At 63.7% G+C, this 25279-nt stretch carries 30 protein-coding genes; 18 read left to right on the forward strand and 12 right to left on the reverse strand.

From position 1 onward, the window contains the following. The first annotated feature begins 20 nt into the window (after nucleotides 1-20). Nucleotides 21-443 (forward strand): NUDIX hydrolase, encoded by a 423-nt coding sequence (locus tag ACJ8PI_RS02810; RefSeq protein ID WP_101427933.1) that lies wholly within the window; start codon nucleotides 21-23, stop codon nucleotides 441-443. Here the strand turns inward: ACJ8PI_RS02810 and ACJ8PI_RS02815 are convergent. Continuing rightward, nucleotides 431-1870: an aminotransferase-like domain-containing protein gene (locus ACJ8PI_RS02815; protein ID WP_033646949.1), complete on the reverse strand. Its 1440-nt coding sequence runs from the start codon at nucleotides 1868-1870 to the stop codon at nucleotides 431-433. The genes ACJ8PI_RS02810 and ACJ8PI_RS02815 overlap by 13 nt on opposite strands. Nucleotides 1871-2050: 180 nt before the next feature. On the opposite strand from ACJ8PI_RS02815, the gene ACJ8PI_RS02820 reads away from it, so the two are divergent. The 3 genes from ACJ8PI_RS02820 (at nucleotide 2051) to ACJ8PI_RS02830 (ending at nucleotide 4225) form a co-directional block, all read left to right on the forward strand. Then, nucleotides 2051-2233, forward strand: a complete 183-nt coding sequence (locus ACJ8PI_RS02820; protein WP_033637613.1) for a DUF1127 domain-containing protein — start codon at nucleotides 2051-2053, stop codon at nucleotides 2231-2233. A gap of 9 nt (nucleotides 2234-2242) precedes the next feature. Then, nucleotides 2243-2866, forward strand: coding sequence for a glutathione S-transferase family protein (locus ACJ8PI_RS02825; RefSeq protein ID WP_033646945.1), 624 nt, complete (start codon nucleotides 2243-2245; stop codon nucleotides 2864-2866). A gap of 228 nt (nucleotides 2867-3094) precedes the next feature. After that, entirely contained in the window at nucleotides 3095-4225 is a 1131-nt protein-coding gene (locus tag ACJ8PI_RS02830; RefSeq protein ID WP_060426488.1) for a Gfo/Idh/MocA family protein, read from the forward strand. A 102-nt stretch (nucleotides 4226-4327) separates the two neighbouring features. Here ACJ8PI_RS02830 and ACJ8PI_RS02835 read toward each other — a convergent pair whose 3' ends face one another. The 3 genes from ACJ8PI_RS02835 to ACJ8PI_RS02845 are packed head-to-tail and all read right to left on the reverse strand — an operon-like array spanning nucleotide 4328 to nucleotide 7459. Next, complete coding sequence (locus tag ACJ8PI_RS02835) at nucleotides 4328-6199, reverse strand: amidohydrolase (RefSeq protein ID WP_033653428.1); 1872 nt, start codon at nucleotides 6197-6199, stop codon at nucleotides 4328-4330. Nucleotides 6200-6220: 21 nt separating this feature from the next. Continuing rightward, nucleotides 6221-6766: an antibiotic biosynthesis monooxygenase gene (locus tag ACJ8PI_RS02840; RefSeq protein WP_033637617.1), complete on the reverse strand. Its 546-nt coding sequence runs from the start codon at nucleotides 6764-6766 to the stop codon at nucleotides 6221-6223. A gap of 48 nt (nucleotides 6767-6814) precedes the next feature. Beyond that, on the reverse strand, nucleotides 6815-7459 hold the full coding sequence (locus ACJ8PI_RS02845; RefSeq protein ID WP_033637618.1) for a hydrolase: 645 nt from the start codon (nucleotides 7457-7459) through the stop codon (nucleotides 6815-6817). A 140-nt stretch (nucleotides 7460-7599) separates the two neighbouring features. Between ACJ8PI_RS02845 and ACJ8PI_RS02850 the strand changes: the two genes are divergently transcribed. The 8 genes from ACJ8PI_RS02850 (at nucleotide 7600) to ACJ8PI_RS02885 (ending at nucleotide 14793) form a co-directional block, all read left to right on the forward strand. After that, entirely contained in the window at nucleotides 7600-8511 is a 912-nt protein-coding gene (locus ACJ8PI_RS02850; protein WP_033646934.1) for a LysR substrate-binding domain-containing protein, read from the forward strand. Between the two features lie 43 nt (nucleotides 8512-8554). Then, a complete protein-coding gene (locus ACJ8PI_RS02855) occupies nucleotides 8555-8923 on the forward strand; it encodes a cell envelope integrity protein TolA (protein ID WP_060421387.1) in 369 nt (122 codons plus the stop codon). 154 nt (nucleotides 8924-9077) lie between these two features. After that, on the forward strand, nucleotides 9078-10109 hold the full coding sequence (locus tag ACJ8PI_RS02860) for a fatty acid desaturase (protein ID WP_103773792.1): 1032 nt from the start codon (nucleotides 9078-9080) through the stop codon (nucleotides 10107-10109). 40 nt (nucleotides 10110-10149) lie between these two features. Further along, complete coding sequence (gene osmF, locus ACJ8PI_RS02865) at nucleotides 10150-11079, forward strand: glycine betaine ABC transporter substrate-binding protein OsmF (RefSeq protein WP_164134052.1); 930 nt, start codon at nucleotides 10150-10152, stop codon at nucleotides 11077-11079. A gap of 61 nt (nucleotides 11080-11140) precedes the next feature. After that, nucleotides 11141-12301 carry an ABC transporter permease gene (locus ACJ8PI_RS02870; protein ID WP_060438952.1) on the forward strand — a complete coding sequence of 387 codons (1161 nt, stop codon included), beginning with the start codon at nucleotides 11141-11143 and terminating at the stop codon, nucleotides 12299-12301. After that, on the forward strand, nucleotides 12298-13233 hold the full coding sequence (locus ACJ8PI_RS02875) for an ABC transporter ATP-binding protein (RefSeq protein ID WP_164134053.1): 936 nt from the start codon (nucleotides 12298-12300) through the stop codon (nucleotides 13231-13233). The genes ACJ8PI_RS02870 and ACJ8PI_RS02875 overlap by 4 nt, the downstream gene beginning before the upstream one ends. Then, on the forward strand, nucleotides 13230-14003 hold the full coding sequence (locus ACJ8PI_RS02880; RefSeq protein WP_130042659.1) for an ABC transporter permease: 774 nt from the start codon (nucleotides 13230-13232) through the stop codon (nucleotides 14001-14003). Before ACJ8PI_RS02875 ends, ACJ8PI_RS02880 begins: the two co-directional genes overlap by 4 nt. Before the next feature lie 28 nt (nucleotides 14004-14031). Continuing rightward, complete coding sequence (locus ACJ8PI_RS02885; protein WP_103772519.1) at nucleotides 14032-14793, forward strand: phosphate/phosphite/phosphonate ABC transporter substrate-binding protein; 762 nt, start codon at nucleotides 14032-14034, stop codon at nucleotides 14791-14793. A gap of 6 nt (nucleotides 14794-14799) precedes the next feature. On the opposite strand, the gene ACJ8PI_RS02890 is transcribed toward ACJ8PI_RS02885, so the two are convergent. From ACJ8PI_RS02890 to ACJ8PI_RS02910, 5 genes are all read right to left on the reverse strand, one after another. Then, on the reverse strand, nucleotides 14800-14982 hold the full coding sequence (locus ACJ8PI_RS02890; RefSeq protein WP_204350473.1) for a hypothetical protein: 183 nt from the start codon (nucleotides 14980-14982) through the stop codon (nucleotides 14800-14802). Nucleotides 14983-15056: 74 nt separating this feature from the next. After that, complete coding sequence (locus tag ACJ8PI_RS02895; RefSeq protein ID WP_016928550.1) at nucleotides 15057-15233, reverse strand: hypothetical protein; 177 nt, start codon at nucleotides 15231-15233, stop codon at nucleotides 15057-15059. Between the two features lie 106 nt (nucleotides 15234-15339). Continuing rightward, nucleotides 15340-16260 (reverse strand): drug/metabolite exporter YedA, encoded by a 921-nt coding sequence (gene yedA / locus ACJ8PI_RS02900; protein WP_164134054.1) that lies wholly within the window; start codon nucleotides 16258-16260, stop codon nucleotides 15340-15342. A 110-nt stretch (nucleotides 16261-16370) separates the two neighbouring features. Beyond that, nucleotides 16371-16865 carry a DUF2878 domain-containing protein gene (locus ACJ8PI_RS02905; protein WP_033637629.1) on the reverse strand — a complete coding sequence of 165 codons (495 nt, stop codon included), beginning with the start codon at nucleotides 16863-16865 and terminating at the stop codon, nucleotides 16371-16373. A gap of 177 nt (nucleotides 16866-17042) precedes the next feature. After that, the gene (locus ACJ8PI_RS02910) at nucleotides 17043-17696 is read right to left on the reverse strand and encodes a helix-turn-helix transcriptional regulator (protein ID WP_033637630.1); all 654 of its coding nucleotides are present in this window, start codon (nucleotides 17694-17696) and stop codon (nucleotides 17043-17045) included. A 103-nt stretch (nucleotides 17697-17799) separates the two neighbouring features. Between ACJ8PI_RS02910 and ACJ8PI_RS02915 the strand changes: the two genes are divergently transcribed. The 3 genes from ACJ8PI_RS02915 (at nucleotide 17800) to ACJ8PI_RS02925 (ending at nucleotide 20531) form a co-directional block, all read left to right on the forward strand. Further along, a complete protein-coding gene (locus ACJ8PI_RS02915) occupies nucleotides 17800-19254 on the forward strand; it encodes an MFS transporter (protein ID WP_033646916.1) in 1455 nt (484 codons plus the stop codon). 186 nt (nucleotides 19255-19440) lie between these two features. After that, a complete protein-coding gene (locus ACJ8PI_RS02920) occupies nucleotides 19441-20010 on the forward strand; it encodes a helix-turn-helix domain-containing protein (protein WP_033646915.1) in 570 nt (189 codons plus the stop codon). A 2-nt stretch (nucleotides 20011-20012) separates the two neighbouring features. Beyond that, a complete protein-coding gene (locus ACJ8PI_RS02925) occupies nucleotides 20013-20531 on the forward strand; it encodes a GNAT family N-acetyltransferase (protein ID WP_049233840.1) in 519 nt (172 codons plus the stop codon). Nucleotides 20532-20534: 3 nt separating this feature from the next. On the opposite strand, the gene ACJ8PI_RS02930 is transcribed toward ACJ8PI_RS02925, so the two are convergent. The 3 genes from ACJ8PI_RS02930 to ompC all read right to left on the reverse strand — a co-directional run bounded on the left by ACJ8PI_RS02930 (nucleotide 20535) and on the right by ompC (nucleotide 23511). Continuing rightward, entirely contained in the window at nucleotides 20535-21365 is an 831-nt protein-coding gene (locus ACJ8PI_RS02930) for a 5'-nucleotidase, lipoprotein e(P4) family (RefSeq protein WP_164134055.1), read from the reverse strand. Nucleotides 21366-21382: 17 nt separating this feature from the next. Next, nucleotides 21383-22234: a GNAT family N-acetyltransferase gene (locus ACJ8PI_RS02935; protein WP_033646911.1), complete on the reverse strand. Its 852-nt coding sequence runs from the start codon at nucleotides 22232-22234 to the stop codon at nucleotides 21383-21385. Nucleotides 22235-22413: 179 nt separating this feature from the next. After that, the gene (ompC, locus tag ACJ8PI_RS02940) at nucleotides 22414-23511 is read right to left on the reverse strand and encodes a porin OmpC (RefSeq protein ID WP_033646909.1); all 1098 of its coding nucleotides are present in this window, start codon (nucleotides 23509-23511) and stop codon (nucleotides 22414-22416) included. A gap of 241 nt (nucleotides 23512-23752) precedes the next feature. Here ompC and ACJ8PI_RS02945 point away from each other — a divergent pair, with 241 nt between their 5' ends. From ACJ8PI_RS02945 to ACJ8PI_RS02955, 3 genes are all read left to right on the forward strand, one after another. Further along, nucleotides 23753-24409 carry a glutathione S-transferase family protein gene (locus tag ACJ8PI_RS02945; RefSeq protein ID WP_442528079.1) on the forward strand — a complete coding sequence of 219 codons (657 nt, stop codon included), beginning with the start codon at nucleotides 23753-23755 and terminating at the stop codon, nucleotides 24407-24409. Nucleotides 24410-24533: 124 nt separating this feature from the next. Beyond that, nucleotides 24534-24866, forward strand: coding sequence for a carboxymuconolactone decarboxylase family protein (locus tag ACJ8PI_RS02950; protein ID WP_164037354.1), 333 nt, complete (start codon nucleotides 24534-24536; stop codon nucleotides 24864-24866). Beyond that, complete coding sequence (locus tag ACJ8PI_RS02955; RefSeq protein ID WP_084826590.1) at nucleotides 24856-25248, forward strand: tautomerase family protein; 393 nt, start codon at nucleotides 24856-24858, stop codon at nucleotides 25246-25248. Before ACJ8PI_RS02950 ends, ACJ8PI_RS02955 begins: the two co-directional genes overlap by 11 nt. Nucleotides 25249-25279 lie beyond the last annotated feature (31 nt).

A 25279-nucleotide genomic window follows, 5' to 3' on the forward strand; every position in this document is an offset into this window, starting at 1 on the left:
ATGGGCGGGAGACGGAAAACATGACGGATCGGGCGTTTGGCGGAGCCAAGATCGCGCTGCTGTGCGACGGCCGCCTGCTGGTTTACCAACGGGACGACAAGCCGGGCATTCCGTGGCCCGGGATGTGGGATCTGCCCGGCGGCGGGCGGGAAAACGGCGAGACGCCGCTGCAGTGCGTGCTGCGGGAAACGCAGGAAGAGTTCGGGGTGTTGCTCGCCGAACGCCAGGTTGTCTGGCAGCGGCGTTACGACGGTATTCAGCCCGGCTACCCGCCGACCTGGTTTATGGCCGGGGTGATCACCCCGGCGCAGATCGCCGCCATTCGCTTTGGCGATGAAGGGCTGCGCTGGCGAATGATGCCGGTAGAGCAGTTTATTCATCACCCGCAGGGCATCGGTCATCTGCGCCGCCGGGTGGCGGAGTATTGGCTTCAGTCCGCCTGAGGTTGCAGCACGCCGCTCGGCATCAGTGCCTGGATGGTGGCGCCGACCCGCTGCACCGCCTGTTCGATCTCCGCCGTCAGCTTCGGCGCATAGTTGATGCGCAGGCAGTTGCGGTATTTGCCGGCGGCGGAAAAGATGCTGCCGACGGCGATCTGCACGCCCTGCTGCTCGAGATGGCGGTTCAGCCGCAGGGTGTCGAACGCCTCGTCCAGTTCGATCCACAGCATAAAGCCGCCGCGCGGCCGGCTGACGCGGGTGCCGGCCGGGAAGTGTTTCAGGATAAGGTCGGTCATGCGATCGCGGTTCTGCTGGTAGCGGGCGCGCATGCGCCGCAGGTGCTGCAGATAGTGCCCGCCGCGGATGAATTCGGCGATCGCCAGCTGCGGCTGGGTGGCGGTGGCGCCGGAGCCGATGAATTTCATGTGCAGCACCCGTTCCAGGTAGCGGCCGGGCGCGATCCAGCCCACCCGCAGCCCCGGCGCCAGCGTTTTGGAAAACGAGCTGCACAGCAGCACGCGGCCGTCTTCGTCGAACGACTTGATGGTGCGCGGCCGCGGGTAGTGATAGGCGATGTCGCCGTAGACGTCGTCCTCGATGATCGCCGCGTCGTGGCGCTGCGCCAGCGTCAGCAACCGCTGTTTGTGGGCGTCGGGCATGATGTAGCCCAGCGGATTGTTGCAGTTGGGCGTCAGCAGAATCGCTTTGATCGGCCACTGTTCCAGCGCCATCTCCAGCGCCGCCAGGCTGACGCCGGTGAGCGGATCGGTGGGGATTTCCAGCGCCTTGATGCCCAGGCCCTTCAGCGTCTGCATGGTGCCGTGGAAGCAGGGCGAATCGACCGCCACGATGTCGCCGGGTTGGCAAACGGCGCGCAGCCCGGCGGAGATCGCTTCCTGGCAGCCGGTGGTGATCAGCAACTGATCGGGGCCGATTTGGCAGCCGGAATCCAGCAGCAGGCGGGCGACCTGCTCGCGCAGCGCAGCCACGCCCTGAATGCTGTCGTAATACAGGCTGCGCAGATCGCCGTGGCGGGCGGCGTTGCGCAGGGCGACGATCAGCGGTTTCATCGTCGGCTCGGCGATATCCGGCATACCGCGCCCCAGCTGGATCAGGCCCTCGCGCGGCCTGCTGCGCACCAGCTCCAGCACCTGCTCCCATTGCGAAATGTCCACCGGCCGCTGGACCGGCGCCGTCATGGCGGGCAGCTCGGCCTGCGCGCGCCGCGTATGCACGAAGTAGCCCGACTTCGGCCGCGCCTCCACCAGGCGCTGTTCCTCGAGCAGCCGGTAGGCTTGCTGCACCGTGCTGATGCTGACGCCGTGCTCCTGGCTCAGCGCACGCACCGAAGGCAGGCGATGGCCGGCGGGATACAGCCCTTGCTGAATGCGTTGGCTGAGAATGGCGGCCAGAGTGGCGTAGCGTGTCATACAGAGGCCTCTTATCGGGATACAGGATTAAAAAACCGGTACAGATGCTTTCAAAGTAAACCATTCAGCGGTTTTTTTGGCGCAGCTGTATGAAAAAAATAGCGCCAGCGTGAATCTGTATTGTTTTCCTCCCGGCGAGCATGATGACTGCAACGCAAAAACAGCAGGGAGAATAACAACATGGCACTGTTTGATGGCATGACGACGTGGCGACGGGTAGGCTGGTCACGCTGGCGTTGGTATTTGTTGCGCCGCAGTACGCGCAGAGAGTTACTGCTGCTGAACGACAGGCAATTGGCGGATATCGGCCTGACGCGGGCGGATGCGCGGCGCGAAGGCGATAAACCGTTCTGGAGAGGGTAAGGAAAGCGAATGCTGAAATTATTGGGCAAAGCCTCATCGATCAACGTGCGCAAGGTATTGTGGACCTGCCAGGAGCTGGGGTTGCCGCTGGCGCGGGAGGACTGGGGCAGCGGCTTTCGCTCCACGCAGGAGCCGGCGTTTCTGGCGCTGAATCCCAACGGCCTGGTGCCGGTGCTGATCGACGGCGAGCGGGTGCTGTGGGAGTCGAACACTATCTGCCGCTACCTGGCCGGACGGGAAGGGCGCCGCGATCTGCTGCCGCAGGAACCCGGCGCGCGCGCGGCGGTGGAGATGTGGATGGACTGGCAGGCCACCGATCTGAACGGCGCCTGGCGCTATGTGTTCATGTCGCGGGTGCGCGGGCATGCGGATTATCAGGATGCCGCCAGCCTGGCCGCCGCCGAGCGTGAGTGGAATAGGCTGATGGGGCTGCTGGACAAGCATTTGGCGCAGCACGGCCCTTATGCCGCCGGCGCGGCCTTCACGCTGGCGGACGTGGTGCTGGGGCTGTCGCTGAATCGCTGGCTGATGACGCCGTTCGAGCGGCCGAATTATGCGGCGCTGGCGGCCTATCAGCAGCGCCTGCTGCAACGCCCTGGCTACGTGCAGCATGGCGCCAACGGTTTACCTTGATATGAAATAAACGGTTCATTTTATCTCGTCCGGATACGGCAAGCCGTATCCGGGCTTTCCCCGTTGCATCATCCCGTCAATGTTTCATGAACGGCATCACGAATGTGAACTTTATTTTCCTTTTTTCTTGTTGTTGAAATTTAAATTCCATATAAACCTGTTATCAACCGGCGCGTTTCATTGAGCGGCGCGTGGTTCTACACAGGATTTCGATCACGGGAGAAAATGATGAAACAGGTACGCGTTGGGTTAATCGGCACCGGCTATATCGGGCGTTGTCATGCTATCGCCTATGCGCAGGCCGCCACGGTCTTTCCTCTGAAAGGGGAGCTGGTGCTGGAGATGCTGGCGGAAGTGACGCCCGAGCTGGCGGCGCAGCGCGCGGCCGAGTTCGGCTTTGCGCGCTCGACCGGCGATTGGCGGCAGCTGGTGGCCGATCCGGCGATCGACGTGGTGGACATCTGCGCGCCCAACTTCTTGCACAAAGAGATGGCGCTGGAGGCGATCCGCCACGGCAAGCACGTGTATTCGGAAAAGCCGCTGGCGCTGGACGCCGCCGACGCGGCGGAGATGGTGCAGGCCGCCCGCGCCAAGGGCGTGAAAACGCTGGTCGGTTTCAACTACATGAAGAACCCGACCAGCCAGCTGGCGCGCGAGATCATCGCCAACGGTGAAATCGGTGAGGTGGTGCATTTTTACGGCACCCACAATGAGGATTATCTGGCCGACCCGCGCACGCCGCTCGACTGGCACTGCCGCCGCGCCAGCGCCGGGCTGGGCGCGCTGGGGGATCTGGCGGCGCACATCGTCAACATGGCGCACTACCTGGTGGGCGACATCGTGGCGGTCTGTGGCGATATGCAAACCGTGATCAAACAGCGCCCGGACCCGCAAGACCCGGCGCGCCTGTTGCCGGTGGAAAACGAAGATCAGGCCGGCGCGCTGCTGCGCTTCGCCGGCGGCGCGATGGGCACTATCGAAACCTCGCGCATTGCCTGCGGGCGCAAGATGGGGCTGACCTATGTGGTCACCGGCACCAAGGGCACGCTGAGCTATACCCAGGAGCGGATGGCGGAGCTGAAGCTGTATCGGCACGATGAGCCGGCGGAGCGGCAGGGGTTCAAAACGCTGCTGGTAGGGCCGAAGCACCCGGACTACGCGGCGTTCTGCATCAGCGCCGGGCACGGCATCGGCTTTAACGATCAGAAGACGGTGGAGATCCGCGATCTGGTCAACGGCATCGCCGCGGGCGATCGCATGTGGCCGGACTTTGAAGAAGGCTGGAAGGTGTCTTGCGTGCTGGATGCGATAGCCGCCTCCGCCGAGCAGCGGCGCTGGCTGGAGATTAACCGCGATTGAAAATGAAATGGCGCTCTCCCGTGGGCAGCGCCATTAATTTGTTGTGTTGATAGCTTAATATCTTATTAAGCTAGTTACATAATAAGTTGTTTGCCTGGCAACTTAGAACGAGAAGCACGAACAGCCGAACGCGCCCCAGAAGGCGTTTTCATCCGACACCGGGATGCTGGAGCGGCGCGCGATGTCATGCTGGTGCGCGTGTACGCCGCACGGGCCGCAGCATTGGTGCGCCTGGCTCAGCACGCCGACTTTGGCCGCCGCCGACGGCGGCGCGGAACGGTAGTGGCCCGGCACCTGGGTGACCGGCGACCACTCCGGCAGCACCGGCAGCGGCGGCGGCGCCAGCGGCGAGAAGCTGCCGGCGGCGTAGACCACCTTGCCGTCCACCACCGTCATTACCGACTCAATGCCTTTGATCTGCTCTTCCGGCACGCTGAAATAGTCCTGCGACAGCACCGCCACATCCGCCAGTTGGCCGACCTTGATCTGGCCTTTCTTGCCCTGCTCGGTGGAGAACCAGGCGCTGCCTTGCGTCCACAGCATCAGCGCCGTTTCGCGATCCAGCCGGGCGCTGTCGTCGTACATCGCCATGCCGCCGACGGTGCGGCCGGAAACCAGCCAGTACAGCGCCGTCCACGGGTTGTAGCTGGCGACGCGGGTGGCGTCGGTGCCCAGCCCGACCGGCAGCTCGGCCGCCAGCATTTTCGCCACCGGCGGCGTATGTTTGGTGGCTTCGATGCCGTAGCGCTCGGCGAAATACTCGCCCTGGAACGCCATGCGGTGCTGCACCGCAATGCCGCCGCCTAATGCCTTGACCCGTTCGATATTGCGCTCGGTAATGGTTTCGGCGTGGTCGAACAGCCAGTGCAGCCCGTTGAACGGAATGTCGCGGTTCACCTTCTCGAACACGTCCAGCATGCGGCTGATGGATTCGTCATAGGTGGCGTGCAGGCGGAACGGCCAGCGGTGCTCGACCAGATGGCGCACCACCCGCTCCAGCTCGTCCTCGGTGCCCGGCGGCAGATCCGGGCGCGGCTGCAGGAAGTCTTCGAAGTCGGCGGCGGAGAACACCAGCATCTCGCCGGCACCGTTGTGGCGATAAAAGTCGGTGCCCTGGCCCGGCTTGAGCATGTCGGTCCACAGCTCGAAGTCTTCCAGCTCCTGCTTCGGCCGCTGGGTGAACAGGTTATAGGCGATGCGAATGGTCAGCTGCTTTTTCTCGTGCAGCTCGGCGATCACCTGATAATCCTCCGGGTAGTTCTGGAAACCGCCGCCGGCGTCGATGGCGCTGGTGAGGCCCAGACGGTTCAGCTCGCGCATAAACTGGCGAGTGGAGTTGACCTGCTGCTCCAGCGGCAGCTTCGGCCCTTTCGCCAGCGTAGCGTACAGGATCATGGCGTTGGGCTTGGCGATCAGCATGCCGGTCGGGTTGCCGTTGGCGTCGCGCTGGATCTCGCCGCCCGGCGGGTTCGGCGTGTCTTTGGTGTAGCCGACCACCTTCAGCGCCGCGCGGTTGAGCAGCGCGCGATCGTAGAGGTGCAGAATGAACACCGGCGTGTCCGGCGCCGCCTGGTTGATTTCGTCCAGCGTCGGCATGCGGCGCTCGGCGAACTGGAATTCGGTCCAGCCGCCGACCACCCGCACCCACTGCGGATTCGGCGTGCGCAGCGCCTGTTCTTTCAACATGCGCAGCGCGTCGGCCAGCGAAGGCACGCCTTCCCAGCGCAGCTCCAGGTTATAGTTCAGGCCGCCGCGGATCAGGTGCAGGTGCGAGTCGTTCAGGCCCGGAATGGCGGTGTGGCCGTGCAGATCGATCACCTGGGTTTCCGGCCCGGCGTGCTGCATGACTTCGCTTTCGCTGCCGACCGCCAGAAACTTGCCGTCGCGGATGGCGACCGCCTGCGCGGTGGGATTTTGGCGATCGACGGTGTGAAACTTGCCGTTGGTGATAATCAATGAAGCGTGGTGGTTCATAACATTCTCCCGGCGAACCGCCTAGCGGCGGGTCAGCCATTGATGAAAAACGCGGGTCACGATAGGCATCCACAGGTACACCACCAGGGCGACCACGGTGGCGTCATTGAGAAAATGGCCGAGCAGCGTGCCGTTCAGCTGCGGCAGCGCCAACCCCCAAAACCAGGGCACCAGATTGGTGGAAGGGAAGATCACCAGCAGGGTGATGATGAACTGCTTCCACTGGGGCGGCTGGCGCACGCCGGGGCTGGGCGGGGTAAACCAGAACTCCGCGCCGGGGCGGATCTCGATATGGTCGCTCTCCAGCAACAGCGGGGTGACTTCTTCGATGTATTGCTTGCGCAGCGGTGAGTGGATCCAGCGGTACAGATTGTCGAGGTTGTCGAAGCGAACCAGCACCGTATAGGCCTGCTCGTCGCCGGAAGGGCGAATCACGTTGACGCCCAAATGGCCGGTGAAGCCCGCGGCGTCCGGCATGATGCGGTTCAGCCAGGCCTCATAGGCCTGCTCGTTCCCCGGCGCCAAACGGTGGGTGATCACCAGCGTGACATGCTGCGGATGGGCCATAAAACCGACTCCTGAAAATACCCCGGCGCGGGGCCGGGGCAAGGGGAATTATTTCAGCGTGCGGGCCGGTGCGTGGTGCACCATGGTGTAAGCGTAGTCGACGCCCATGCCGTACGCGCCGCTGTGTTCGCGCACCAGCGCCATCACCGCGTCGTAGGTGTCTTTGCGCGCCCAGTCGCGCTGGTACTCCAGCAGCACCTGCTGCCAGGTCACCGGCACGGCGCCGGCCTGCACCATGCGATCGATCGAACGCTCGTGCGCATCGACGGAGGTGCCGCCGGAGGTGTCGGTCACCACATACACTTCATAGCCGGCTTCCAGCGCCATCAGCGCCGGGAAGGTCAGGCACACTTCGGTCCACAGCGCGGAGATCACCAGCTTTTTGCGGCCGGTGGCTTCCACGGCTTTAACGAAGGCCGCGTCTTCCCAGGAGTTCATCGAGGTGCGTTCAATCGGGGTGATTTCCGGGTGTACCGCCAGCAGTTCCGGCCAGATATAGCCGCTGAAGCTTTCGGTTTCTACCGAGGTGAAAAGGGTTGGCACGTTGAAAATCTTGCCCGCCTTCGCCAAACCAACAACGTTGTTTTTCAGTTGCTGACGATCAATATTAGCCACGCCGAAGGCCATTTGCGGTTGATGGTCGATAAAAATCAGTGCGGAGTTGTCTTTATCAAGCAGTTGAAACTTGGACATAATTTACCTTCCCAGTGATATTTCGGTTGAACATCTGATGAGTGTAACGCCGATAAAACGCATGGTAGGCAGAGGGCGATTTCAAAGATACCGCAGAATTTTTGCCGACTTGTTGAGTTTTTTTATACACGGGAGAAAGCATGAGATTAAACCTGGAAGCGCTGCTGATTTTGGACGCGCTGGACCGGCACGGATCTTTCGCCGCCGCGGCCGCCGCACTGTTTAAAACCCCTTCGGCACTCAGCTATATGGTGCAAAAGCTGGAGAACGATCTCGACATCACCCTGCTGGATCGCTCCGGCCACCGGGCGAAGTTCACCGATACCGGTAAGTTGATGCTGGAAAAAGGGCGGGTGTTGCTGCGGGCGGCGCAGGATCTGGAGCAGCAGGCGCGCTACGTGGAGAACGGCTGGGAAAGCGAGATCACGCTCGGGATCGATGCCTCCTTCCCGTTTGCCCGCCTGTTGCCGCTGATCGACGAGTTCTATCGGCAGCATCACCATACCCGGCTGCGTTTCAGCCACGAGGTGCTGGCCGGCTCTTGGGAATCGCTGGTTTACGGCTGCGCCGACATTATCATCGGCGCCATCTGCGAGCCGCCGTCGCGGGTGGGTTATGCGTTCAGCCGCCTGGGGCAGTTGGATTACGTGTTCGCCGTCGCGCCACAGCATCCGCTGGCGGCGCTGCCGGAACCGTTGCCGAAAGATGAGATCCGTCAGCACCGGGCGGTGGTGGTGCGCGATACCTCACGGGTCAACGCGCCGCAGAGCCTGAACCTGCTGGAAGAACAGGATACGCTGACGGTCTTCGGCTTCGACGCCAAGCTGCAGGCGCAGTTGGCCGGGCTGGGCTGCGGCTATCTGCCGCGTTCTCTGGCGGAACCTTACCTGAACAGCGGCGAACTGGTGGCGAAACGCGTTGAATCTGAGCGCTGCAGCGACGTTGCCTATTTCGGCTGGCGGGAAAGCGCCAGCGGTCTGGCGGCCAAGTGGTGGCGCGAGCGGCTGCAGCGCTACGCGGATGACGGCGAGGCTTACCCGGCGGCGCAGTGATCGCCGTCATATAAGGATTAACAACCCAATAAGGATATAGGGAATGAAAAAGACACTAGGCCTGTTGGCGCTGTTGCTGTTAAGCGGCTGCGGCGCCGGGCGTCAGGCCGGCATCCCGTTGCCGCAGCCGCAGGCCGAGGCGCAGGCCACGGCGCCGCTCAGCTATCCGGTGCGGGTGCATAACGCGGTGAGCCGCGAGCTGCGTTTGCCTGAACGCGCGCGCGGCCAACGCTGCACTATCAGCATTCGGCTGCGACCGGACGGCAAGCTGGCGAGCAGCAAGATCGTAAGAGGCGACGCGCCACTGTGCGCAGCGGCGAGCGCGGCGGTGCAGCGCGCGCAGTTTCCGCCGATGGCCAACGCCACCGAGTATGCGCTGTTCAACGCCGTGGTGCTCGATTTCGTTCCCTGAAGATGTGACCGACGGGCCGCCTGCGCGGCCCGTTTTTTCGCTTTTACGCGTACGCAACCCGCTGAATTTTCACTTAGCTTTGCCATTTTCGTTATTTTGAATGCCGCTACGGCTCACGGATACTGGGAGAAAATCTCTTACCGCGAGCTGCAGCATGTCCCACGCCCACTATTTGCACCCCGAACAGCGCGAACGAATCAGGCAGCTTTATCGGCGCCGGCATTGGCGGCTGGAGCTGCCCACCTGGGGGATCATGGCGGCGGTGTACGGCGGCTGGTTCGGCGTGGCGCTGGGGTGGCAAACGCTGGGCCCGTGGCTTGGCGCGCCGCTGCTGATCCTGCTGACCACCTGGTACATGTCGTTGCAGCACGAGCTGATCCACGGCCATCCGACGCGCTGGCCGCGCGTCAATCAGCTGTTCGGCCTGTTGCCGCTGGCGGTGTGGTATCCCTACGGGCTGTATCGCGATTCGCATCTGCGCCACCACCGCAACGACCACCTGACCGATCCGCACGAAGATCCCGAAAGCTATTACTTCAGCGCCGCGCAGTGGCGGCGCTATCCCCGGCTGCTGCCGCTGCTGGCCGCCGTGCGCAATACGCTGATAGGCCGGGTGCTCCTCGGCCCGGCGCTGGATATCGCCGCGACCCTGGTCGGGGCGGTGAAAGCGCTTGCCGCCGGGGAGTGGCGCGTCTGGGCGAGGTGGTTGGTGCACCTGTCGCTGTTGGCGATGCTGCTCGACTGGCTGCAGGCACAGAGTATCGGCGCGGCGTTTTACCTGCTGGCCATCAGCTACCCGGCGCTGGCGCTGACCAAGGTAAGATCGTTTTTTGAGCATCGCGCCGTGGACGCACCGCAGGCACGTTCTATTATTAATGAGGCGGGTTGGCCGTGGCGGCTGCTGTTTCTCAATCTGAACTACCATTTAGTGCATCACGATCTGCCCGGCCTGCCCTGGTATGGTTTGCGCGAAGTCTATCTGGCGGAGCGCGAGGCGTACCAGCGCCGCAGCCAGGGATTTGTCGCGCAAGGCTACGGCGAGTGGCTGCGCGATTACGCCCTGACGCCGATCGACGTCGGCGTGCATCCGTTGCGCGCCGGTGAACCGCAGGGGGAGGGCGATGCCCTGCCGACGGAAAAATTTATTGCGCGCTGGAAGCGCGTTTCTCAGGATTTTCCAACCTAACCGGCCCATGAGCCGGAAAACGTATAACCAGAGGAAAAGTATGGCAATCACCTTATCACGCGGACGTTCCTTTGCCCTCGCGCTGGCCCTGCTGGCCACCGGCGGTCTGGCGCAGGCGGCCGACTCGGTGCGCGTCGGCTCCAAGATCGACACCGAAGGTTCGCTGCTCGGCAACATCATCGTGCAGGTGCTGGAAGCCAATGGCATCCAGACCACCAACAAGCTGCAGCTCGGCACCACCAAGGTGCTGCGCGGCGCCATCACCTCCGGCGAGATCGACATCTACCCGGAATACACCGGCAACGGCGCGTTTTTCTTCTCCGATGAGAAAGATCCGGCGTGGAAGAACGCCCAGGCCGGTTTCGAGAAGGTGAAGCAACTCGACTACGACAAAAACAAAATCGTCTGGTTGGACGCGGCGCCGGCCAACAACACCTGGACCATCGCCATTCGCCAGGACGTGGCGGAGGCCAATCACCTGAAGACGCTGTCGGATCTCGGCAAGTGGATCAACGGCGGCGGCAAGTTCAAGCTGGCGGCCTCGGCGGAATTTATCGAACGGCCGGATGCGCTGCCGGCGTTCCAGAATGCCTACGGCTTCAAGCTGAATCAGGATCAGCTGCTGTCCCTGGCCGGCGGCGATACGGCGGTGACCATCAAGGCGGCGGCGGAGCAGACCTCCGGCGTCAACGCGGCGATGGCCTACGGCACCGATGGCCCGGTGGCGGCGCTGGGGCTGCAGACGCTGGCTGATCCGAAAGGCGTACAGCCGATCTACGCGCCGGCGCCGATCGTGCGCGAAGCGGCCCTGAAGGCGCACGCCAATCTGCCTGAGCTGCTCAAGCCGGTGTTCGCCTCGCTGGACGGGCCGACGCTGCAAAAACTCAACGCGCAGATCGCCGTGGAAGGCCAGGACGCCAAACAGGTGGCGGCCGCTTACCTGAAAGAGAAAGGGTTTGTTAAGGGATAATGCCGAGGTGCCCCCTCTGCCGTCGGGAGAGGGGGTAAACCGAGGGAACCGGAGCGTTTCTTTGACTATCGCCGTAAAACATCGCGTCTTGTTGACGCTGTTCATGCTGTTGCTGCTGGCCGCGTTCGGCCTGCCGTTCCTCAGTTATGCCCCCAATCGCCTGTTGTCGGGCAAAAGCCTCTCCTTGTTCTCCCTGCTGCACGGCCCGAGGCTGTGGCTGCTGTTGCCGCTGGCGGCATTGGCGATCCTCAGCCTGTTGCCGCCGACGCGGGGACGGGCGCTGCTGGCGGCGCTGGCCGCCTGCGGGGTGCTGACGCTGGCCTTCTGGATCAGCGGGCAGGCCGCCGGGCGTCTGGCGCAGGAGGGATCGCGCCTGGCGCGCACCTCCTGGGGCAGCGGATGCTGGCTGACGATGGCGCTGAGCCTGCTGATCGCCGCCGACGCCATGGCGCGCATCACCGCGTCGCACCTGTGGCGCATGCTGGGCAACGCGCTGGTGCTGGTGCCGCCGGCGCTGCTGCTGTTCGGGCATCAGCTCGATCAGCTGTCGCTGCTGAAGGAGTACCACAATCGCCAGGAGGTGTTTGACGCCGCGCTGCTGCAGCACCTGACCATTCTGCTGGCGACGATGGCGCCGGCGCTGGCGATCGGCGTGCCGCTCGGGGTGCTGTGTTTTCGCTCCGAGCGCTGGCAGCGGCCGATTTTCTCCGCGCTGAACATTATCCAGACCGTGCCGTCCATTGCGCTGTTCGGCCTGCTGATCGCGCCGTTGGCGGGGCTGGCGACGGCGGTGCCCTGGCTGGCGGAACACGGCGTCAGCGGCATCGGCATGGCGCCGGCGATCGTGGCGCTGGTGCTGTACGCGCTGTTGCCGCTGGTGCGCAGCGTGGTGGCGGGGCTGCAAAGCGTGCCGGCGGGGGTGATCGAATCCGCCACCGGCATGGGGCTGACGCGCGGGCAGATCTTCCTGCGCGTGCAGCTGCCGTTGGCGCTGCCGCTGTTCCTGACCGGCGTGCGCATTCTGGCGGTGCAAACCGTCGGCATGGCGGTGGTGGCGGCGCTGATCGGCGCCGGCGGCTTTGGCGCCATCGTCTTTCAGGGGCTGCTCAGCAGCGCGCTGGATCTGGTTCTGCTGGGGGTGATCCCGGTGGTCATGATGGCGATCATCGTCGATTCGCTGTTTAAATTTTGGGTTTCAATCCTGGACGTATCGCGCCGATGATTCACTTTGAGCAAGTCAGCAAAATTTTTCAGGGCAAGCCGGCGGTAGACGATCTCACGCTGCACATCGCCGAGGGCGAATTCACCGTGTTGATCGGCACCTCGGGTTCCGGCAAGTCCACGACGCTAAAAATGATCAATCGCCTGATCGAGCACGATCGGGGCAAGATTCTCTTTGCCGGCGAAGAGATCCAGTCGTTCAAACCGCAGGATCTGCGGCGGCGCATGGGCTATGCGATCCAATCGATCGGCCTGTTTCCGCACTGGACGGTGGAGGAGAATATCGGCACCGTGCCGCAGCTGCTGAAATGGCCGCGCGCGCGCATTCGCGATCGGGTAACCGAACTGCTGGAGCTGTTGCATCTGGAGCCGGATCTGTTTCGCCGTCGCTATCCGCACCAGCTGTCCGGCGGGCAGCAGCAACGGGTAGGGGTGGCGCGCGCGCTGGCCGCCGATCCCGAGGTGTTGCTGATGGACGAACCGTTCGGCGCGCTGGATCCGGTCACCCGCGCGGCGCTGCAGGCGGAGATCGCGCGCATCCATCAGCTCTCCGGCCGCACCATCGTGTTGGTGACGCACGACATCGACGAGGCGCTGGGCTTGGCGGACCGCCTGGTGCTGCTCGATCAGGGGCGGGTGGTGCAACAGGGCACGCCGCTGGCGCTGCTGACCGCGCCGGCCAATGACTTCGTGCGGGACTTCTTCGGGCGCAGCGATCGCGGCATCAAGCTGCTGTCGCTGGGAACGGTGGCGGAGCGAGTGCGGCCCGGTGCCGCCGAGGGCGAGCCGATCGCCGCCGCCATGAGCCTGCGGGAGGCGCTGTCGGTGTTTGTGGCGCGCGGCAGCGACTGCCTGCCGGTGGTGGATGAACGGGGCGAAGCGTTGGGAGTGTTGCACTTCAACGATCTGATCGCCGGGCAGGCGCTGTCATGAGCGGGCGCATCCTGCGCCTGCTGCGCGATCCGCTGCCCTGGACGCTGGCGCTGCTGTTGGCGCTGGTGTTCGGCATGGATCATCTGCGCGGCCTCTTTGCCGCCTGGTTCCCCGATCTGGAGCGGCCCATTTATCAGCAGGACAGCTTTATCGCGCTGGTGGGGGCGCACCTGTCGCTGGTGGCGATCTCCAGCCTGATTGCGGTGGCTCTCGGCGTGGCGGCCGGCGTGGCGGTAACCCGGCGCAGCGGCCGGGAGTTTCGTTCGCTGGTGGAAACGGTGGTGGCGGTGGGGCAGACCTTCCCGCCGGTAGCGGTGCTGGCGGTAGCGGTGCCGGTAATGGGCTTCAGCGAACAGCCGGCGATCATTGCGCTGGTGCTGTACGGCCTGCTGCCGATCCTGCAGGGCACGCTGGCGGGCATCGAATCGGTGCCGCCCGCCACGCGCGAGATTGCCCGCGGCGTGGGGATGAGCGCCTGGCAAATCCTGTGGCGGGTCGAATTGCCGCTGGCGGCGCCGGTGATCGTCGCCGGGATCCGCACGTCGGTGATCATCAACATCGGTACGGCGGCCATCGCTTCCACCGTCGGCACCAAGACCCTCGGCTCGCCGATCATCATCGGTCTGAGCGGCTTTAACACCGCCTATGTGATCCAGGGCGCGGCGGTGGTGGCATTGTTGGCTATTATCACCGATATGCTGTTCGAACGTTGGGTGCGTTATCTCACCGCCTGGCGTCAGCAGACGCTGGCGACCACTCCGGCGGGGTAAGGGGGAAATGATGCAGGTGTCTCTACCGATGTACGGCGTTGGCCGGGAGCAGGCCGAATCTTTCTGGCAGGTATTGCGCGACAAGCTGCTGCGCCTGGGGCTGCCGGCGGCGCCGGAGCGGCTCAGCTGGCCGGACGATTTGGCGCAGCACTGGCGGCGCGACGATCTGCTGCTCAGCCAAACCTGCGGTTATCCGTTGGTCAGCACTCTGCCGCAGGTGCAGCTGATTGGCACCTACCATTATCGGGTTGAGGGGTGCGACGGGCCGAATTACCGCAGCTGGCTGGTGGTGCGCGCGGGCGACCCCGGCGAACGGTTGGCGGATTTTCGCGGCCGGACGGTGGCGTATAACAGCACCGATTCCCAATCCGGCTACAACGGCCTGCGCGCGCTGATCGCGCCGCTGGCGCAGGACGGGAAATTCTTTGGTGCGGCGATTGCCTCCGGCGCGCATTATCAGTCGCTGAAGCTGATCCGCAGCGGGCAGGCGGATATCGCCGCCATCGATTCAATCAGCATGGAACTGCTGCGCCGGGCGCAGCCGCAGGCGCTGGAGGGGCTGAAAATCATCGGCCGCACGGCGGCGGTGCCCGGCCTGCCGCTGATCACCGCGGCGGGTACGCCGCCGGAACAGGTGGAAATCCTGCGCGCCGGCGCCCGGGCGATGCTGGATGAGGCGGTCAGCGACCGCCTGCTGATCGGCGATTTCAGCCTGGTGCCGCGTTCGGCCTACCAGATTATCACCGTGCTGGAACAGCAGGCCGCTGCACAGGGCGTGACGGCGCTCTAGCCGCCGTTACAGCAGGCCGCCGCCGTCGATGTCGATCGCGCTGCCGGTGACGAAGCCGTTCTCCAGCGCCAGCAGGAAACCCACCGCGACGTCGGCCTGCATCAGGCGCAGCGCGTCGTTTTTCTCCCCGGCGCGGGGAAAGCGGCTATGGCGCGGTGAGGAACTGCTCGAAGTGCCTGGTGCCCGCATCGCTCGCCGGTGTCGGAACGCGTCAGGCGGCTGCAGCGCTTTTTACAGCTGCGCTGCCAGCGCTGGCTGGACGATCACTTGGCCTGAAGGGTTTCGGTTTGCGCCGGCGTGGCGGCGGCATCCCCGGCAGGCGCGCTTTCTTCGTGCGGGGTGGTGGAACGGGTGTAGATGTTCAGCCCGGCGAGGAATACGCCGCCCAAAGAACCGAAGGCGCACAGGGCGATGACGATGACGAACGCTTTTTTCAGCATAGGAATAATTTCGCAGGTTGCTTGGAACAGCGGGAATTATAGCCCCTTCGCCGGGTGAAACAAGAATCGTTTTTAACGGCGGCCCGCAGACCGCCCTTTGCGATCGCTACCGTTTGCTGTCGATGGCCTGCACGCGGGCCGGGCGGGCGAACAGGTATTTTCCCAGCGTCACCAGCACCACTGCCGCCACGATGATCACCAGCGCCAGCCACTCGCGCGGCGCCAGCGATTCGCCGGCAAAGCCGATGCCAAGCAGCACCGCCACCACCGGGTTGACGTAGGCGTAGCTGGTGGCGACCGCCGGGCGCACGTTCTTCAACAAGAACATATAGGCGCTGATCGCCAGCATCGAGCCGAAGACGATCAGATAGCCCAGCGCCAGAAAGCCGCCGGTGCTCGGCATCTGAGTCAGACGCTCGCCGCTCAGCTGACTGGCTGCCAATAACACTACGCCGGCGACCAGCATTTCCGCCGCGCCGGCCATTGGCCCGGCCGGCAGCGAGATGCGCGATCCCAGTACCGACCCGAAGGCCCAGCTGGCCGACGCCAGCAAAATCAGCAGCGCGCCGGTCGGGTTGCCCACCAGGTTGTTGCCGGTATTAAGCAGCACGATGCCCACCAGACCGAGCGCGATGCCGGCCCATTCCAGTTTGGTGTTGCGCATCCCCCACAGCAGGCTGAAGCAGAGGGTGAACAGCGGCACCGTCGCCACCATCACCGCGGCGATGCCGGACGGCACGTGTTGGTGCTCCGCTACCGTCACCAGGCCGTTGCCCACCGCCAGCAACAGAATGCCGATGGCGCCGGCGGCCAGCCACTGCTTCGGCGTCGGCAGCACGTGGCCGCGCCAGGCCAGGAAACTGAACAGCACGATGCCGGCAACCAGAAAGCGAATGCCGGCCATCATCAGCGGCGGCCACTGCGCGACGCCGAGGCGAATGACGAAATAGGTGGAACCCCAAACGATATATAACGTGAACAACGCCCCGATCAACGGCAGGACGCTACGGCTTTGTTGGCTAAGCATAGGGATATGTTTTTGCAGGGGTGATTATTATTAGAACGCTCAGTAAACCCGATCGGGCAACCGATAAGCAATGGCTTTCGGCATTATTTTTCCCGGCTGCCGCCCGCCGTTCAGCTGTCCCGCCGCTTCCACTGCAGCCAGCTGACGGCCGGCAGGTAAATCGACCAGCCGACGGCCAGCAGCAGCAGCATGAACTCCGGCGGCACGCCGGGCAGCAACGCGTCCAGCTTCCAGGACACGGCGTAGGCGAAGGGGCCGACGGCGGCGCCCAGCACCGCCAGCGGCCAGGGGGCCGCTCTGACCACGTCCAGCAGCCAATACCACCAGCAGCCGAAGCCGATCCACAGCGCGATGGTCCAGAGCGGCAGGCCGTGTTGCCCGCTGTAGTGCAGCACGCCGCTGTAGCTCCACAGCCCATCCATGCCGATACCGCCCAGGGCGGCCAGGGCCGCGCCTTTGCGGCGGGCGGCCGGGGTAAAGATCAGCGCCAGCGCCGCGCCGGCCAGCAGGATGCCGTTGAGCCGATCGCGAGTCAGCAGCGCCAGCAGCCAGCAGACGCCCAGTCCCAGCGTCGCCAGCCAGAATCCGGCATGCGGCTTCTTCATCGTTCAACTCCCGTGGGGTTACTCTGCCGCTGCGCGCCAGGCGCCGACGGATTTGCCAGAGCGGGCGCGAGGCCCGCTGTTGGTCTGAATATGCGTTAATTCAACCTTAGAAGGGAAGGTGCGGGATGCACAAGCAGAATAATCTGTACCGGTTGAAAACGTGGGCAAAAACCGGTGTTAAAGGAGCGAAATCCGGTAGGCGCAGCGGCGCGAGCCGGCCAGAATGTGTTCGGCGCGCTCCACCTGCGCCTGCAGCACTTCGGTGAAGATGCTCAGCTCCGCCCGGCAGAAGCCCTGGCAGACGGTGGCGGCGGCGCAGATCGGGCAGTGGTTTTCCACCAGCAGATAGGAACCGTCTTCCTCCTGACGCCATTCGGCCATATAGCCTTCGCGGCAGCGGATTTCGGTCAGGCGCGCCACGCGCTCCTGCAGATCGGCGGCGCCGATCATCGCCTGCTTGTAGTTGATGCGGTTTTCCTGCTCTCGGGTCTCGATCAGCACGTCGAGCGCCTGTTCGCCCAGCTTGTCGCGCACGGTGCGCAGCAGCTGCACCGTCAGATCCGCATGGGTGTCGGGAAAGCGCGCGTTGCCGGCCGAGGTCAAATGCCACAGCTGCACCGGGCGGCCTACGCCGCGCGTTTCCGCCACCGCTTCGACCAGCCCCTCTTTCGCCAGCTTGACGAACTGCTGGCGGGCCGCCTCACCGGTGGTGCCGAGCACCTTTCCTGCGTCAGAAGCTTGCTGCGGGCCGCGGGTTTTCAATAGCGTCAGCAAGCGGTCACTGACCGATTGTGCGGTGCCGCCGCTATTTTCCAAGTTTATTCTTGACATATTTCTCCGCCTCGCCCTAACTTATTCCAAGATAACTCTTGTTAAATTTAACGCAATCTTATGACCAACTCAATGCCATTCCTCTGAAAACAGGACGACAACCGTGATAACCCATGACGATAGCCGCTGGAGCGACCTTTTCTCCGGCAAAAATGCGGCCAGTGCGATCGCGCTTTCGCTCGGCGTGGCGCTGCATGCCATCAATATTCTGGTCGCCACCACCATTCTGCCCTCGGTGGTGCAGGATATCGGCGGTCTGGATCTCTACGCCTGGAACACCACGCTGTTCGTGGTGGCGTCGATCCTCGGTTCCGCGCTGTCGGCCCGGCTGCTCAGCGGCTACGGCGCGCGCAGCGCCTATCTGGTGGCTTCGCTGTTCTTCATCGCCGGGGCGGCGCTGTGCGCGCTGGCGCCGAGCATGCCGGTGATGCTGATCGGCCGTACGGTGCAGGGCTTCGGCGGCGGGCTGATCTTTGCGCTCTCCTACGCGATGATCAACCTGGTGTTCGAGCAGCGATTGTGGCCGCGCGCCATGGCGCTCATCTCGGCGATGTGGGGCATCGCCACCCTGGTGGGGCCGGCGGTGGGCGGCATTTTCGCCGAGCTGAACGCCTGGCGTTGGGCCTTCGGCATTCTGCTGCCGATCATGGCGCTGTACGCCGCATTTACCTTCCTCATCCTGCCCAAGGGTAAAGCGCAGCAGGCGGCCGCGCCGTTGCCGACTGCGCAGCTGCTGTTGCTGACCGTGGCGGTGCTGGCGGTGTCCGCCGGCAGTCTGGCGCACAGCGCCTGGATCAACCTGGCGGGCATCGCGCTCTCGCTGGTGCTGATGGCCTGGCTGCTGAAGCGCGAAGCGCACTCGCGCGCCCGCCTGTTGCCGCACGGCGCGCTGCGGCGCGGCTCATCGCTGGCGGCGCTCTACATCACGACCGCGTTGCTGGTGATCGGCATGACCAGCGAGATCTTCGTGCCCTATTTTCTGCAGCTGCTGCACGGCCAGTCGCCGCTGATCTCCGGCTATATTGCCGCCGCCATGGCCGCCGGCTGGACGCTGTCCGAGATCCTCAGCTCCGGTTGGCGCGGGGCGGGCATTCGCCGGGCGATCGTCAGCGGGCCGCTGTTTGTGCTGGTGGGGCTGCTGGCGCTGGCGATCCTGATGCCGGTGCCGTCCGGCGGCCACTGGCAGGCGCTGGCGCCGATCGTCATTGCGCTGTTGCTGGTGGGGTTCGGCATCGGCTTCGGCTGGCCGCACCTGCTGACGCGCATTTTGCAGGTGGCGCCCGAAGCGGACAAAGATATCGCCGGCGCTTCGATTACCACGGTGCAGCTGTTCGCCACCGCATTCGGTGCGGCGCTGGCCGGGATGATCGCCAATCTGGCGGGGCTGAACGATCCGGGCGGCGCGGCGGGCGCGGCGTCGGCGGCGCGCTGGCTGTTCCTGGCGTTCGCGCTGGCGCCGCTGCTGGCGGTATTCAGCGCCTGGCGCTGCGCGGCGATCGCGCCGCCGGGCGCCGAGACGGGCAATCTTGTACAAAACCCGCCCTCGCGCGAGTGCTAGAACGCTCCTCCTTCTTCGATGGTGTTTGCGGTGATAGTGGCGTTCTTGCTGCGCAATATGCTGGCGGTGGTGTTGCTGAGCATGCTGATATTCATCGCGCTGCGCGGCATTTTTTAAAATCCGCTTGCCATGTCTCTAATTTGAGATTATTTCTCTTATATGGGATTTCAAGGCGGAGTGTGAGCGATGGATAACGGTTTGGAGACTGCCGACCTGAGGTTGGCGCAGCGGCTGGCGGATTTGCGCCAGCAGCAGGGGTGGTCGCTGGAGGAGCTGGCGCAGCGCACCGGTCTCAGCCGGGCGACGCTCTCGCGCGTGGAGCGCGCCGAAACCAGCCCGACGGCGTCGCTGCTGAACCGGCTGTGCGCCGCCTACGGGTTGACCATGTCGCGCCTGTTGAGCGAAATCGAAGACGAACCGCCGGAGCTGTTGCGGCCGCCGCAACAGCCGGTATGGGTCGATCGCGCCAGCGGTTTCCACCGTCGCTCCGTTTCTCCTCCCGCCGCGCTGTATAAGGCCGAGTTTATCGAAGCCCGGCTCGATGCCGGCGCGCAGATTGATTACGACCTGCCGTCGATACCGGCGCTGGAGCATCACCTCTGGTTGCTGTCCGGGCAGCTGGAATTGACGCTGGAAGGGCGCGTTTTCCGGCTGTCGCCCGGCGACTGCCTGCGCTACCGCCTGTTCGGCGCGTCCCGTTTCCATGTCCCCGGCGATGAGCCGGCTCATTACACGCTCGTTATCTGCAGGCCATAGCCATGATTGAATTGCAACAGTGGGGCGCCGACGCGGCGCAAAGCGCCATGGCCGACTTGGCCGAGATGCTGCACGCCAGCGTGGCGCACGGCGCCAGCATCGGTTTTGTCATGCCGTTTACAGTGGAGCAGGCGCGGGCATTTTGGCAGGGGCTGCTGCCGGCCCTGGCGCGGGGAGAGCGTGCGATGCTGGTGGCGCTGGCGAACGGTCGGCCGGTCGGCACCGTGCAGCTGCTGTTGGCGATGCCGGACAATGGCCGCCACCGGGCGGAAGTGGCCAAGCTGATGGTGCACCCGCAGGCGCGGCGGCAGGGCGTCGCGCGGCTGTTGATGCAGGAAGTGCAGGCGCTGGCGGCGCGTCATCGCCGCAGCCTGTTGGTGCTGGACACCCTGAGCGGCAGCGCGGCGCAGGGGTTGTACCGCCAATTGGGGTTCGAGGCGGCGGGCGACATTCCGCATTACGCCCGCGCCAGCGACGGCGGGGCGTTGGAAGCCACCTGCTATATGTACAAACTGCTGTGAGGCTTAGCGCCCGTGCCAGGCTTTGATCGCCTGTTGGCGCACCTGCAGCTTCTGCTGCGGCGTCAGCTTGTTGTAGTCGCGGGCCAGCCCGCTTTCCCAATCGCCGTACAGCGGGTTGGGCAGCACGATGAATTCGGTGCCGAACTTGTTCTGGTTCTCGCTGACGAACGCCCGGCGCTGCGCGTTGTCCTGGTGGTAAGTCGCGGCGCCGAAGTCGTTCAGGTTGTCGCCCGCGTACACCACGATGTCGTAGCCGGCTTGTTTGATGGCGTCGAAGCGCGCCTGCTTATTGGAGGTATCGGTGCTGAGCAGCACGGTCTTTTCCGACATGCCGGTGAAACCGAGCTTCTGCATGTTGGCCACCGTGGCGGCGTATTCGCTCTGCTTGCGGTTCGACACGTAGAACATCGTGCCCTGATGGGCGTTGACGTAGCGGGCGAACGACACCGCGCCCGGCACCGCGCCAGCCTGTTCGGCCTGCGTCCATTTGGCCCAGGTGGCGCCGTCGTATGGCTGGCCCTGCTGCGCCTGCCAGCCGGAGTAGGCGCTGTTGTCCAGCATGGTTTCATCCAGATCGACCACCACCGCCTTTTTACGGCCCGGCGCGGCCCTGGCCTGATCGAAGGCGCGCTGCGCGCTGTTGAAAGCCTGATGCGCCAGCGCGCGGTATTCGCCGGACTGTTGGAACCAGTTCACCGCCAGCACCGACTGATCCGCCAGCCGCTGCTGGGCCTGCGCGTCGGTGTGCGGCGGCTGCGCGCAACCGGCCAGCGTCAGCAGCGCGACGCCAATCGCCGCGCCGAGGGTGAGTGTCCTTGCCTGTTTTCCTGCCATCGTTATCTCTCTCGGTTTTATTCTTGTGGGCTGTCCAGCAGCATATCCATCTCGAACTGGCGCAGGGGATCCTGCCGCCAGCCAAGATGCGTAAAGAAGGGGGCGGCCACCTCGGGCACAACGACGTTGGCAGTCAGCGGCAAAGGGGCGAACCGTGTTTGCAGGGCGGCCAGCAAGGCGCGCGCATGCCCCTGGCCGCGGTGCTGCGGCGGCACGTAGATCAGGCGCAGCCAGCAGTGCTCGGCGCCGGGCATCACCACGGCGTAGGCCTGACGATTGAGCGTATAGGCTTGCGGTTTGCCCGGCAGCTTGAACAGCGATTCGGGGGCGATCAGCCAGGGCAGATCGGTGGCGCCTTCCGCCGTCAGGCGATGGCTGACGGTCAGCGGATCGACCGCCTGCAGTTCCGCCGTGCCTGGCGGCGCTTCCGCCGGCGCCTGATGGCCGGTCAGGGTGCGCACGATGCGCAGCCCGGCGCGGTGGTACAGCGCCAGCGCGGCGTCGTTGCCTTCGATCACTTCCAGCGACAGCCGCCGGTCGCCGCGGTGGCGGGCGGCTGCCACCAGCCGCTGCATCAGCGTCTTGCCCAGGCCCTGGCCGCGCATCTCCGGGCGCACGGAAAAGGCCGCGACCCGGCTGTGCCGGCCGCGGCGGGCGATCAGCGCCACCGCCACCGGTTCATGGCGGTGGGTGACGATCAGGCTGTCGTTCAGGCTGAGATCTTCGGCGCCGAAACGGGCGGCGAAGGTCGGCCCGTCGACAACAAAGCGCACGATGTAGTTTTCAAAGCAGTGGCTGAGGATATTCGCCAGTTCGTCGCTGCTGTAGCGCAGGGCGTTGTGGAAGTCGAAGCGTCCGTCGTTATGCATGGCTGATTTCGCTCGGGGAGAAAGCTATACATGTAGACCCGTTTTTTTTGCAAGGCAAGCGGGGGGATTGGACAGGGGGAAAATAAAAACAAAAAAGCCGGACGCAGCCGCCCGGCGAAATAAAACTCTGGGTATCAAGTGACGCTAAAGTTTGCAGTGGTGGTTATTCATTCATCACATCAGAACTGGTAGGTCAGGGCGACAACAACCACGTCGTCGTTTTTCAGACCCAGCTTGTTGTCGTCATCGAGCTGGTTGATTTTATATTCGACATAAGTGGACATGTTTTTGTTGAAGTAATAGGTTGCCGCTACGTCGAAATATTTCACCAGATCGACGTCGCCGATGCCTTCAATATCTTTGCCTTTCTGCTGAACGTAACCCAGCGATGGGCGCAGACCGAAGTCGAACTGATATTGCGCGACCAATTCAATCCCTTCCGCTTTATTGGCGAAGCCGCTAACGGAAGTGGCATTGTTATTGATGGTGGCGGTGCCGGAAATAGGCGCGATATTGCGGCTCTGCGAATAAGTCGCGGCCAGGTAGACGTTGTTGTTGTCGTATTTCAGACCACCGGCCCAGATATCGGCCTTGTCGCCTTTACCGAAGGTGCCCGCTTTTTGCGTGGTGGTGCGGTTGGAAGAGGCATAGGCGGCGCCCACGCTCAGGCCGTCGATGATTTCGTAGCTGGAGGAGAGGCCCCAGCCGTCGCCGTTCGCCTTGCTGGCGGAGCGGCCGTCGTTTTCGTTCTTGCCCTGGTACTGCACGGCAAATTTCAAGCCGTCGACCAGTCCGAAGAAGTTGTTATTACGGTAGGTGGCGACGCCGTTGGTACGGCCGTTCATAAAGTTGTCGGTCTTGATATAAGCATCGTCGCCGAATTCAGGGATCATATCCGTCCAGGCGCCGACGTCGTAAATGATGCCGTAGTTGCGGCCGTAGTCGAAGGAACCGAGATCCTTATATTTCAGACCGGCGAAGCCCAAACGCGTTTTGGTGTCTTTAGTGCCGTCGGATTCCGTGTGGTTGGCGGCGATCTGATATTCCCACTGGCCGTAGCCGGTCAGCATATCGTTAATCTGAGTCGCGCCTTTAAAGCCGATACGCACGTAGGTTTTATCACCGTCGTTGCCGGCATCATCGGAGAAATAATGCAGGGCCTTTACACGACCGTAAAAATCGAGTTTGTTGCCGTCTTTATTGTAGATTTCTGCTGCCTGTGCCGCTTGCGCAAGTAAAAGTGCCGGAATAATAACGGCCAGAAGATTACGTTTCATGGGTTACCCTGCTTTATTCGATTGAAAGACGCTTATCATCAGTTGCATTGCTGTTTTACTGTGCCGCCTGATTGTTGGCGGCGGAGAATTTTTACCGTAGTAATGTGATCTATTTATGACAAAAAATTCATTTTCATGTCGAACGATTAAAAAAGTCGCGTAAAGAGTGAATTTTTTCTTCGGCCGACGGTCGGCGGCTGGTCTACAGTTATCGATACCTTGTTCCGCTGCGGGAGGAATCATGCACGATACTTATACTTTGTTCGGCACGCAGGGCTGCGGCTCGACGATCGTGGCCGCCGCGTTGGTGTTGACCGCTTTCCCCTGGGGCTATGAGGAGGTGGACTACACGCAGGACGGCCCGGAGCGCGATCGCCTGCTGGCGCTGAACCCGTTGGGCCAGGTGCCCACCTTAGTGTTGCCCAATGACGAAGTGATGACGGAGAGTGCGGCGATCATTCTGTTGCTGCACGATCGCGCGCCGCACGCTGAACTGGCGCCGCCCGGCGGCTCGCCGCTGTTGCCGCGTTTTCTGCGCTGGCTGCTGTTCATCAACGCGGAGATTTACCCCACCTTCACCTATGCCGACCATCCGCAGCGCTGGCAGCCGCAGGCGGCGGGGGCGGAACAGCTGAAAAACGCGGTAATGGCTTATCGCGAGCGCTTATTGCGGCAGCTGAACGCCGCCGCCGGCGCTGCGGGCCCGTGGTTTCTCGGCAAGAGCTTCAGCGCGTTGGATCTGTACGTGGCGGTGATGTGCAACTGGCGGCCGGGCCGCGCGTGGTTCCGGCAACACTGCCCGCGGCTGTACGCCATCGCAGAGCGGGTGGAACAGTGGCCGGAGCTGAATGCGTTGCTGAGCGCCCATTTCGACGGTGTTGCCCCGTTGGAATCGTGATGCCTCCCCGCCGCCCGGCGGGGAACCCTCCCGTTTTTCTGAACCGAGACTGCTGAAAATCCCGATTTTCACTCGCTGCGGCGGCGGGTAGCGTAAGGCTATCCGCAACTGACAGGAGAGTGTGATGCCATCAGAATCCCAGGCCGGGCAGCAGGCGTTCGGCGATATTGCCCCCAAGCTGGCGCAGCTCAGCGACAGCGTCTTGTTTGACGATATTTGGCAGCGGCCGGCGCTGAGCCCGCGCGAGCGCAGCCTGATTACCGTCGCCGCGCTGGTGGCCCTCAACCGCGTGGAACAGCTGCCGTTTCACCTTCAGCTGGCGCAGCGCAACGGCGTGACGCGTCAGCAGCTGGCCGAGCTCATCACCCATCTGGCGTTCTACGCCGGCTGGCCCGCGGCGGCGTCGGCCGTGGCGCGCCTGCGCGAGCTGGAACAGGAGGCCAATCATGCCGTTTAGCCGTATCGCCCTGCTTCAGGGCAAGTCCGCCGACTATCTGCAAACCCTGTCCGACAGCCTGCATCAGGCGCTGGTGGAGGCCTTTGAGGTGCCGCCGACGGATAAATTTCAGGTGATCGATCAATACCGCCCCGGTGAGCTTATCTACGATCGCGACTATCTCGGCGGGCCGCGCAGCGCGGATTTCGTGCTGTTTTATATCACCGCCGGGCGGCCGCGCGACACCGACACCAAGCGGCGTTTCTACGGGCGGCTGGCGGCGCTGCTGGCGGAAAACCTGCGGCTGCGCCCCGAGGATGTAATGGTGGTGATCACCACCACCCAGTTGGACGAGTGGTCGTTCAGCGCCGGGCGCGCCTCGATGATCGATCCGCAGACGTAACTCGGGCTGACGCCGCGGGCGGTCTGTGGGA

The sequence above is a fragment of the Serratia sp. CY82433 genome (assembly GCF_052166535.1).
GTDB classification, from domain to species: Bacteria; Pseudomonadota; Gammaproteobacteria; order Enterobacterales; family Enterobacteriaceae; genus Serratia; species Serratia sarumanii.

Coding starts and splice junctions, on each gene's coding strand:
- ACJ8PI_RS02945 (WP_442528079.1), top strand. CDS start 23,753: ATGCACGATACTTATACTTTGTTCGGCACGCAGGGCTGCGGCTCGACG.
- ACJ8PI_RS02880 (WP_130042659.1), top strand. CDS start 13,230: ATGAGCGGGCGCATCCTGCGCCTGCTGCGCGATCCGCTGCCCTGGACG.
- ACJ8PI_RS02890 (WP_204350473.1), bottom strand. CDS start 14,982: ATGCGGGCACCAGGCACTTCGAGCAGTTCCTCACCGCGCCATAGCCGC.
- ACJ8PI_RS02935 (WP_033646911.1), bottom strand. CDS start 22,234: ATGCATAACGACGGACGCTTCGACTTCCACAACGCCCTGCGCTACAGC.
- ACJ8PI_RS02925 (WP_049233840.1), top strand. CDS start 20,013: ATGATTGAATTGCAACAGTGGGGCGCCGACGCGGCGCAAAGCGCCATG.
- ACJ8PI_RS02905 (WP_033637629.1), bottom strand. CDS start 16,865: ATGAAGAAGCCGCATGCCGGATTCTGGCTGGCGACGCTGGGACTGGGC.
- ACJ8PI_RS02855 (WP_060421387.1), top strand. CDS start 8,555: ATGAAAAAGACACTAGGCCTGTTGGCGCTGTTGCTGTTAAGCGGCTGC.
- ACJ8PI_RS02930 (WP_164134055.1), bottom strand. CDS start 21,365: ATGGCAGGAAAACAGGCAAGGACACTCACCCTCGGCGCGGCGATTGGC.
- ACJ8PI_RS02820 (WP_033637613.1), top strand. CDS start 2,051: ATGGCACTGTTTGATGGCATGACGACGTGGCGACGGGTAGGCTGGTCA.
- ACJ8PI_RS02835 (WP_033653428.1), bottom strand. CDS start 6,199: ATGAACCACCACGCTTCATTGATTATCACCAACGGCAAGTTTCACACC.
- ACJ8PI_RS02950 (WP_164037354.1), top strand. CDS start 24,534: ATGCCATCAGAATCCCAGGCCGGGCAGCAGGCGTTCGGCGATATTGCC.
- ACJ8PI_RS02845 (WP_033637618.1), bottom strand. CDS start 7,459: ATGTCCAAGTTTCAACTGCTTGATAAAGACAACTCCGCACTGATTTTT.
- ACJ8PI_RS02810 (WP_101427933.1), top strand. CDS start 21: ATGACGGATCGGGCGTTTGGCGGAGCCAAGATCGCGCTGCTGTGCGAC.
- ACJ8PI_RS02875 (WP_164134053.1), top strand. CDS start 12,298: ATGATTCACTTTGAGCAAGTCAGCAAAATTTTTCAGGGCAAGCCGGCG.
- ACJ8PI_RS02955 (WP_084826590.1), top strand. CDS start 24,856: ATGCCGTTTAGCCGTATCGCCCTGCTTCAGGGCAAGTCCGCCGACTAT.
- ACJ8PI_RS02895 (WP_016928550.1), bottom strand. CDS start 15,233: ATGCTGAAAAAAGCGTTCGTCATCGTCATCGCCCTGTGCGCCTTCGGT.
- ACJ8PI_RS02920 (WP_033646915.1), top strand. CDS start 19,441: ATGGATAACGGTTTGGAGACTGCCGACCTGAGGTTGGCGCAGCGGCTG.
- osmF (WP_164134052.1), top strand. CDS start 10,150: ATGGCAATCACCTTATCACGCGGACGTTCCTTTGCCCTCGCGCTGGCC.
- ompC (WP_033646909.1), bottom strand. CDS start 23,511: ATGAAACGTAATCTTCTGGCCGTTATTATTCCGGCACTTTTACTTGCG.
- ACJ8PI_RS02815 (WP_033646949.1), bottom strand. CDS start 1,870: ATGACACGCTACGCCACTCTGGCCGCCATTCTCAGCCAACGCATTCAG.
- yedA (WP_164134054.1), bottom strand. CDS start 16,260: ATGCTTAGCCAACAAAGCCGTAGCGTCCTGCCGTTGATCGGGGCGTTG.
- ACJ8PI_RS02885 (WP_103772519.1), top strand. CDS start 14,032: ATGTACGGCGTTGGCCGGGAGCAGGCCGAATCTTTCTGGCAGGTATTG.
- ACJ8PI_RS02840 (WP_033637617.1), bottom strand. CDS start 6,766: ATGGCCCATCCGCAGCATGTCACGCTGGTGATCACCCACCGTTTGGCG.
- ACJ8PI_RS02830 (WP_060426488.1), top strand. CDS start 3,095: ATGAAACAGGTACGCGTTGGGTTAATCGGCACCGGCTATATCGGGCGT.
- ACJ8PI_RS02860 (WP_103773792.1), top strand. CDS start 9,078: ATGTCCCACGCCCACTATTTGCACCCCGAACAGCGCGAACGAATCAGG.
- ACJ8PI_RS02910 (WP_033637630.1), bottom strand. CDS start 17,696: ATGTCAAGAATAAACTTGGAAAATAGCGGCGGCACCGCACAATCGGTC.
- ACJ8PI_RS02825 (WP_033646945.1), top strand. CDS start 2,243: ATGCTGAAATTATTGGGCAAAGCCTCATCGATCAACGTGCGCAAGGTA.
- ACJ8PI_RS02850 (WP_033646934.1), top strand. CDS start 7,600: ATGAGATTAAACCTGGAAGCGCTGCTGATTTTGGACGCGCTGGACCGG.